Raw genomic sequence first — 6,386 nt, 5'->3', positions numbered from 1 at the left:
AGTCGGGTTGGAGTACTAGACTCCCCCGGCCGGGGGGTCCGCGGTCGCCACGAGGAGGCCGGCACCGGCCGGCACCGGTCGGTCCCGGCGCGATGTCACACCCGGGGCCGCGCTCCCGCCGAGGTCCGACCTCGGCAGGCGGCACCCGTGGGACGCAGGTGCCGTCGGGACAATCTTCTACGAAGAGTAGAAGGCAAGATGGTCGGGTGACCGTCACCTCGACAGGTGCGCTCCCATGCACCTGACCCAGTCGACCGACCTGGCGCTGCGGGCGCTCATGCTCGCAGCCACCCGGGAGGATCGCCTCACCGTCCGCGACCTCTCGAAAGTCCTCGATGTTCCGCTCACCCACATGGCGAAGATCGTGCAACGCCTCCAGCGGCTCGACCTCGTGGTCACCGTACGCGGACGCACCGGCGGGGTGCTGCTCGCCCCGGGCGCGACGCAGGTCACCGTCGGGCACATCGTCCGTGCCCTCGAGGGCACGGACGAGTTCGTCTCCTGCGACGGTCCCCCGTGCCCGCTGCGATGCGCCTGCCGACTGCGCCCCCTCCTGCGACGAGCTCAGGAGAACTTCCTGGTCACGCTCGACGAGGTGACCCTCGCCGAGCTCACCGACGAACCCGCCGGCGCCGTCCTGCGCTCCCTCGCGCCACCGGTCCGCTGACACCCGGCCCCGTCCTCCACGAAACGCCCTGGAACTACCCGGGACTGGACGAGCGGACCCCGCCGTTCTGTCGGACCTGCGGGATAGAATCGTCTGGAACGCAGGCTGGTTACGGGAGGAATCCCCCGCAACGTCTCGGCGTCAGGCCGGCGCCTCGGACCCGAGGTCCGCCAGCACCGGCCTTTCCGCGAATTCTCTCGGTTCGTTTTTCCCGCTACTGTTCCGCTTTATCGTGCTCCGCCCCGGCGAATACCCGAGGTCGCCCTCGTCAGCTTCCGTAGGCGGCGATGAAGGGCGTATCAGCCTTGATCTTACCGAGCTTCGTGGCGCCGCCCGGCTCGCCGAGCGGTGCGTCCCGACCTGGCAGGACGGTGCTGAAGAACAGCGCCTCGCTTTCAACGAACTCCTTGTCCTTCGCGGAAACACGGTCGTCACTGATGGCCGCGCCGACCGGGCAGGACACTGCGCAGGCGCCGCATTCCGTGCACTCGTCCGGATTGATGTACATCTTACGGTCACCCTCGTAGATGCAATCGGCCGGGCACCCCTCCAGGCAGGAGCCGTCCTTGACATCGATACACGCGGCGGTGATGACAAATGGCATGAGAACCCTCACTTTCGATCGACCATGCCGGACCACATCCGGACGGCAGTCAATCCCATGGCTGGCCTCCGACTTCTTCTCGGCTGGTTCCGACCGAGACGGATGGCCGTGCGGCGAACCCGAATGAATGGTATAGGTTCGCGGGGCGCTGGCAGGTCGTGCACCGTGAACGGCATGTAAACAAATTATCCGCGAGGCAAGCCTCATGGATATCCTCGAAATCCACTCGAAGGAAAATCTCAAGGATATTTTTATCAATAACATTATCTTGACCCGAATCACGCTTGAATACCCGCCCGCATTTTCCCGGAGGACGCCATCACGGTACCGGCCCGGCACGAGGCAGCAGGGTAGCGGGGCCGCCCCCGGGAGAAATCCGGACGCCGGTACCCGCCGGCCGTACCCACCGGGCGTACCCACTGATCACACTCCGGGAAGGCCGCTGATCATGCGGCGTCACCGGCGTTCCCCAGACCCCGCCCGGGCGGGGGTTCACGATCCAGGCGGAGGTTCGAGGGCCCGGGGGCAGTCGATCGTTGCAGGTGGGACGGAATTTCCATCCGGACGATCTCGCCGTAGGCGAGGAATCTCATGAGCACGAAGAACCAGTGCGCCGGCCACACCTGCAGTCGGACGGGGGGTTGGCCGGCAAGCATGATGACCATGCTGTCGCCGTCCACACCGGACGCCCGCAGGTACGGGTAGCCGATATCGGTCCAGCCGGTCGTGAGCGCCAGCGCGAGGCGCCAGTTCGTCAGGAAAAGGTGCCCCTGGGAGACAGGGCGCCACTGGACCGCGGCGAGCGCCTCGGCGCGCCTGCGCTGGCTGCCGTTGTACAGGGCACTGCCGAGCAGGGACGCGCCGAGCAGAAGGGGACTACCGAAGGCGACGAACCACCCCTGATTATAGGTGACGTTCTGGCCGATGTACTGCCAGACGCAGACGGGTGCCTGGGCCAGCACGGCTTCACCCGCACCCAGCGCGATCTGCACGGGTTGTGCCCGCGGACGCCATCCGCGCGTGAGCGCCTCACCGAGTTCCGCGCCAGCCAGCCAGCTCTCCTCGTACGGGGTACGCGGTCCCGGCCGCATCGGACGATGTCGGGGCAAGGTCACCAATCCCACGTCGCGCGATCACTGTCAGCCTTGATTGTCCATCATTGCCGTTCATCATTCGCAGGGCCGGCGCGGGGCATCCGGATTGGTTCACCTCCGCGCGTAGGCCGGGCGGGACCTTCCCCGACCGGCCTACGGGTTTTCCCGCGCCGACCGGCGGCCGGAATTCCGTCAGCCTTGTACTCGGTCAGGGCATGTACTCGGCCAAGGCATGTACTCGGCCATGACGCCCCCCGCACGATTTCCAGCGGTCTACCTCGAGGAACGGGCAGAGATGGTTCTTGATCCGTTGAGCGTACCCATGCTGATCGCCAACACCGTGCTGTAATGCCCCCATGGCGACATTCGGTGCGATGCGACGGCACCCGGAGCGGCACAGCACGAACCGTTCGGGCTGGCTGCGCGCGGCCGTCCTCGGCGCGAACGACGGCCTGGTCTCCACCTCCAGCCTCATCGTCGGCGTCGCCGCGAGCGGCGCCTCCACCGGCGCGGTCCTGACCGCCGGGATCGCGGGTCTGACCGCGGGGGCGATGTCGATGGCGGCCGGGGAGTATGTGTCGGTGAGCTCCCAGGCCGACGTGGAACACGCGGACCGGGCCAAGGAGAGCGCGGAGCTGGCGGCCAACCCCGCGGCCGAGCTCGCCGAGCTGGTCGGCATCTACGAGCGGCGCGGCCTTCCGCACGACCTCGCCAGGCAGGTCGCCGTGGCACTGACCGAGCGGGGTGCGCTGGAGGCGCACCTGCGCGACGAACTCGGCCAGAGTGAGGCCACCCGGGCGCGCCCGGTCCAGGCCGCCGTCGCGTCGGCGGGCAGCTTCACGGCCGGCGGGCTGGTGCCGTTCCTCGGGATGTCGGCCCCGGCGGGGGCGGGCCGCCTGGCGCTCGTCGTCGTGGTGACGATGATCGGTCTCGCCGTCGCGGGCATGCTCGCCGCGCGGGCCGCCGGTATGGCGCTGCTACGTCCGGCCCTGCGCGTCGTGCTGGGCGGCGCCGCGGCCATGCTGGTCACCGCGCTGGTCGGTCTGATCACCGGCGCGGCCAGCGGCTGACCGACCGCCGGGACGTACCTGAGCCCACCACCGATCCACCGCTGGTCCGTGGGCTCATACCGTTCCTCGGTGGGCGCGGGGCGAACCACGGGTCGTCGGCACCGGCGCCGCCGGGTCTGGTAGGCGGCTACATCCGGTGTTCGACGATCACGTCGGCGGTCATCGCCAGCGCGCCGGGGCTGCGCGGGCTGCGCACCACCACGAGGGCGAACAGGGCGTCGAGCACCGACAGGTGCACGATCCGGCTGGTCATCGCCTCGATGCGATACGCCGTCTCCCGACTGCCCACCACCACCGCGTGCTGCACCAGCTCGGTCAACGGTGACCGGGCAAAGCTCGTGATCGCGGCGGTGTGCGCCCCGGCGTCCACGGCCGCCCGCATCGCCGCCAGTGTCTCCGCCGTCGAGCCGGTGTGGCTGACCGCAACACACAGATCACCCGCCGCCAGCATCCGGGCGGTGACGTGCTGCACATGCGCGTCCCCGGCGAACCGCGCATCGACCCCGACCGTGGTCAGCCGGTAGGCGGCATCCATCGCCAGCGGCGCCGACGTCCCCACCGCCACGAACAACGTCCGCGGCGCGGCGACGACCAGGTCGGCGATCGCCGCCAGCACGCCACCGTCGATCCCCCGCGCCGCCTCGGTCAGCGCACTCGCCGCCCCGCCGAGCACCTTCCCGGCGATCTCATCCGGGCCATCGGCCGCGGACACCTCGTCCACCAGCTGCCGCTCCACCGGCAGCGTCTCCCGGATCAGCGCCAGCTTGAGTTCCTGATAGCCCCGAAGCCCGAGGCTCTGGCAGAACCGCACCACCGTCGCCGGCGAGCTTCCCGACACCTGCGCCAGCTCGCTCACCGACTGGTGGATCATCGCAACCGGGTCGGCGAGGACCTGCCGCGCCACCCGCTGCTCCGCCGACGACAGCGACGCCGACAAAGCCCGGATGCGCTCCAACACGGCGGGCGCGGCAGCGCCGCCCTCGACCCTCACAGTCACATCACTAGTCACGACACGTCACGCTAAGCGCGTAGACGCAACGGTCAGATGCCTAAAGGTAAACTTCGGATGAATATTCCATAGTATCATGTATCATGAAAGTCCATTTCGGTCCCGGGCGGTCGGTGTCGGCCAGGGTGAAGGGGTCCGGAGCTCGTCCGCGACCCTCAGCGCATGATCCCAGTATGGCCGAGGGAGTAGCGACCGGGTTGCGGCCAGACCGCGAGACCGTGCGGCTCACGGCCGACGGGGATCCGAGCCAGCAGCCGGCCGGCCTTCGGTTCCGATATTTCCCGTCCAAGGAAGACCTGGTTCTCGGTGAGACGCACGCCCTGATCCCGGTGCTCCAAGAGCATGTCCGCGTCCGCCCGGCCGACGAGCCCCCGTAGACCGCCGTGTGTAACGCGTTGTTCGCCATCGCGGCTGAGCGTGGCGTCGGCCTCGGCCTTCTGTTCAGCGGCCCACCGGTCGCCTTTGTGACCCAACCGAGCAGGTCCGTCACGACATTGCTGCGCGAGTTCGAGGACGGCCTGGCACACGCCCTTGCCGAACGACTCAGCCGGGCGGACGGCGGCGGCGATGCGCAGCACTCTCATCGCCTTCTCCGCGCTGCCCCAACCGGACCGGACGCTCACGACCGCGTTGCGCCTGCTCCAGGAGACGTTCGCGATCCTCCGGCAGTGAGTCCCCGCCCGGCAGGCGATCAACGGGTGACCGCAATCACAAGCCAACAAGGACCGGCGATCTGTCATTACTGACACATTCGACATCGAGGGCCGCCAGCTTGCCGACACCGGAACACGCGGGCCCGGATCCGCACCGTCGGCAGAGCAGCCGGAGGCGGTCGCCGAACATGCCCTGTCGTCGGACCGCTCGATCGATCAGACTGGGTAGGGCAGCAGCCCGCGGTCGGGTCGACAGGAGTCGGAAGGCCACCCGGGTTCGTCGTCATGCTGGTCCTTCCCGAACAGGCACCGTTCGGCGCGGTGCGAGCGAAGCCGGTTGGCGGGACCCGCGCGGCCGGTCCGAAGAGGCGGAGTTCTCCTCTGAGGCGGGAGGTGCGGGTGGGCGGCAGCAGCGGCAGCCACCCGGCCGAGTCCCGGGCTATGGCCGCGCCGACCGCGCCGTTTCCGCGCGCCTGCGGTGCCGCGGCCAGGACGACCCGGTCGGGGCGCACCAGCACGGCCCCGGCCCCCGCCCGGCGCAACCAGCCGGCCAAGATCCCGCCGTCGGAGATGACGGCGTCGTCACCGTCGTCCAGGCCGGCCGGATGCCCCGAACCGCTGGTGGCACCCGAACCGCTGGTGGCGGCGCGGACCTGGAAGACCCGCGCCCGCAGGCGCCGCGCCAGGACCGAGAGGCCGGGATCGAGCGGGCCGGAAGCGACGATCGCAAAGGAGTCACCGAGCAGGTCATCGAGGCGGCACCGACGCCGGTCGACGGTGACCCACGGTTGTGGAAGCAGGGTCCCGGCCAGGCCACCAAGACCGCGGTGGCGGGGTCGGACCAGCGGCCCGGCGGGTAGCCGGGGCGACGTCGTACGCGCGGCGGCATGGCTGAAGCCCGGGACCCGGCAGGCTCCAGCAAGGACCAGCCGCCGAGCGGCCGCGGCGTTGTCCTGACCACCGGTCATCGCCCAGCCGACCGTGATCGCCGTCCGGATCAGGCGGGCCACGTGGGGTTCGCGTTCGAGCTGGTAGGTGTCGAGCAGTCGGTCGTCGGCTCCTTCGGACAGCACCATCGCCAGCTTCCAGCTGAGGTTGGCGGCGTCGCGTAGCCCGGCGCCCATACCCTGGCCAATGAACGGCGGGGTCACGTGCGCCGCGTCGCCAAGCAGGAAGACCCGCCCGAGGCGCCACCGGTCAGCGACCCGGGCCCGGAACGTGTATGCCGCCTGTCGCAGCACCGCCACCCCGGACCGTGGCACGCCGCGGATCCAGGGGGCTAGGGCCTG

Annotated in this window: 7 protein-coding genes; 2 read left to right on the top strand and 5 right to left on the bottom strand. The window is 69.7% G+C overall.

What is annotated here, in order from left to right:
* The first annotated feature begins 235 nt into the window (after positions 1-235).
* Positions 236-667, top strand: a complete 432-nt coding sequence (locus ACY5KJ_RS16335) for an RrF2 family transcriptional regulator (protein WP_462188919.1) — start codon at positions 236-238, stop codon at positions 665-667.
* Positions 668-935: 268 nt separating this feature from the next.
* Here the strand turns inward: ACY5KJ_RS16335 and ACY5KJ_RS16330 are convergent, their stop codons facing one another.
* Both ACY5KJ_RS16330 and ACY5KJ_RS16325 read right to left on the bottom strand, forming a co-directional pair.
* A complete protein-coding gene (locus tag ACY5KJ_RS16330) occupies positions 936-1,271 on the bottom strand; it encodes an indolepyruvate ferredoxin oxidoreductase subunit alpha (protein ID WP_462188920.1) in 336 nt (111 codons plus the stop codon).
* Positions 1,272-1,717: 446 nt separating this feature from the next.
* On the bottom strand, positions 1,718-2,380 hold the full coding sequence (locus ACY5KJ_RS16325; protein WP_462203765.1) for a hypothetical protein: 663 nt from the start codon (positions 2,378-2,380) through the stop codon (positions 1,718-1,720).
* Between the two features lie 341 nt (positions 2,381-2,721).
* On the opposite strand from ACY5KJ_RS16325, the gene ACY5KJ_RS16320 reads away from it, so the two are divergent.
* A complete protein-coding gene (locus ACY5KJ_RS16320) occupies positions 2,722-3,435 on the top strand; it encodes a VIT1/CCC1 transporter family protein (RefSeq protein ID WP_462188922.1) in 714 nt (237 codons plus the stop codon).
* A 127-nt stretch (positions 3,436-3,562) separates the two neighbouring features.
* Here the strand turns inward: ACY5KJ_RS16320 and ACY5KJ_RS16315 are convergent, their stop codons facing one another.
* The 3 genes from ACY5KJ_RS16315 to ACY5KJ_RS16305 all read right to left on the bottom strand — a co-directional run.
* A complete protein-coding gene (locus ACY5KJ_RS16315; RefSeq protein ID WP_462203763.1) occupies positions 3,563-4,432 on the bottom strand; it encodes a MurR/RpiR family transcriptional regulator in 870 nt (289 codons plus the stop codon).
* Between the two features lie 167 nt (positions 4,433-4,599).
* Positions 4,600-5,028, bottom strand: coding sequence for a hypothetical protein (locus tag ACY5KJ_RS16310; RefSeq protein WP_462188925.1), 429 nt, complete (start codon positions 5,026-5,028; stop codon positions 4,600-4,602).
* A 155-nt stretch (positions 5,029-5,183) separates the two neighbouring features.
* Positions 5,184-6,386 (bottom strand): FAD-dependent monooxygenase (locus ACY5KJ_RS16305; protein ID WP_462203762.1); only part of this gene is annotated, 1,203 nt, incomplete at its 5' end.

It is taken from the genome of Frankia sp. CcWB3 (genome assembly GCF_977927595.1).
Note: the sequence above shows the minus strand (reverse complement) of the source record. Positions and strands in the feature narration are given on the sequence as shown.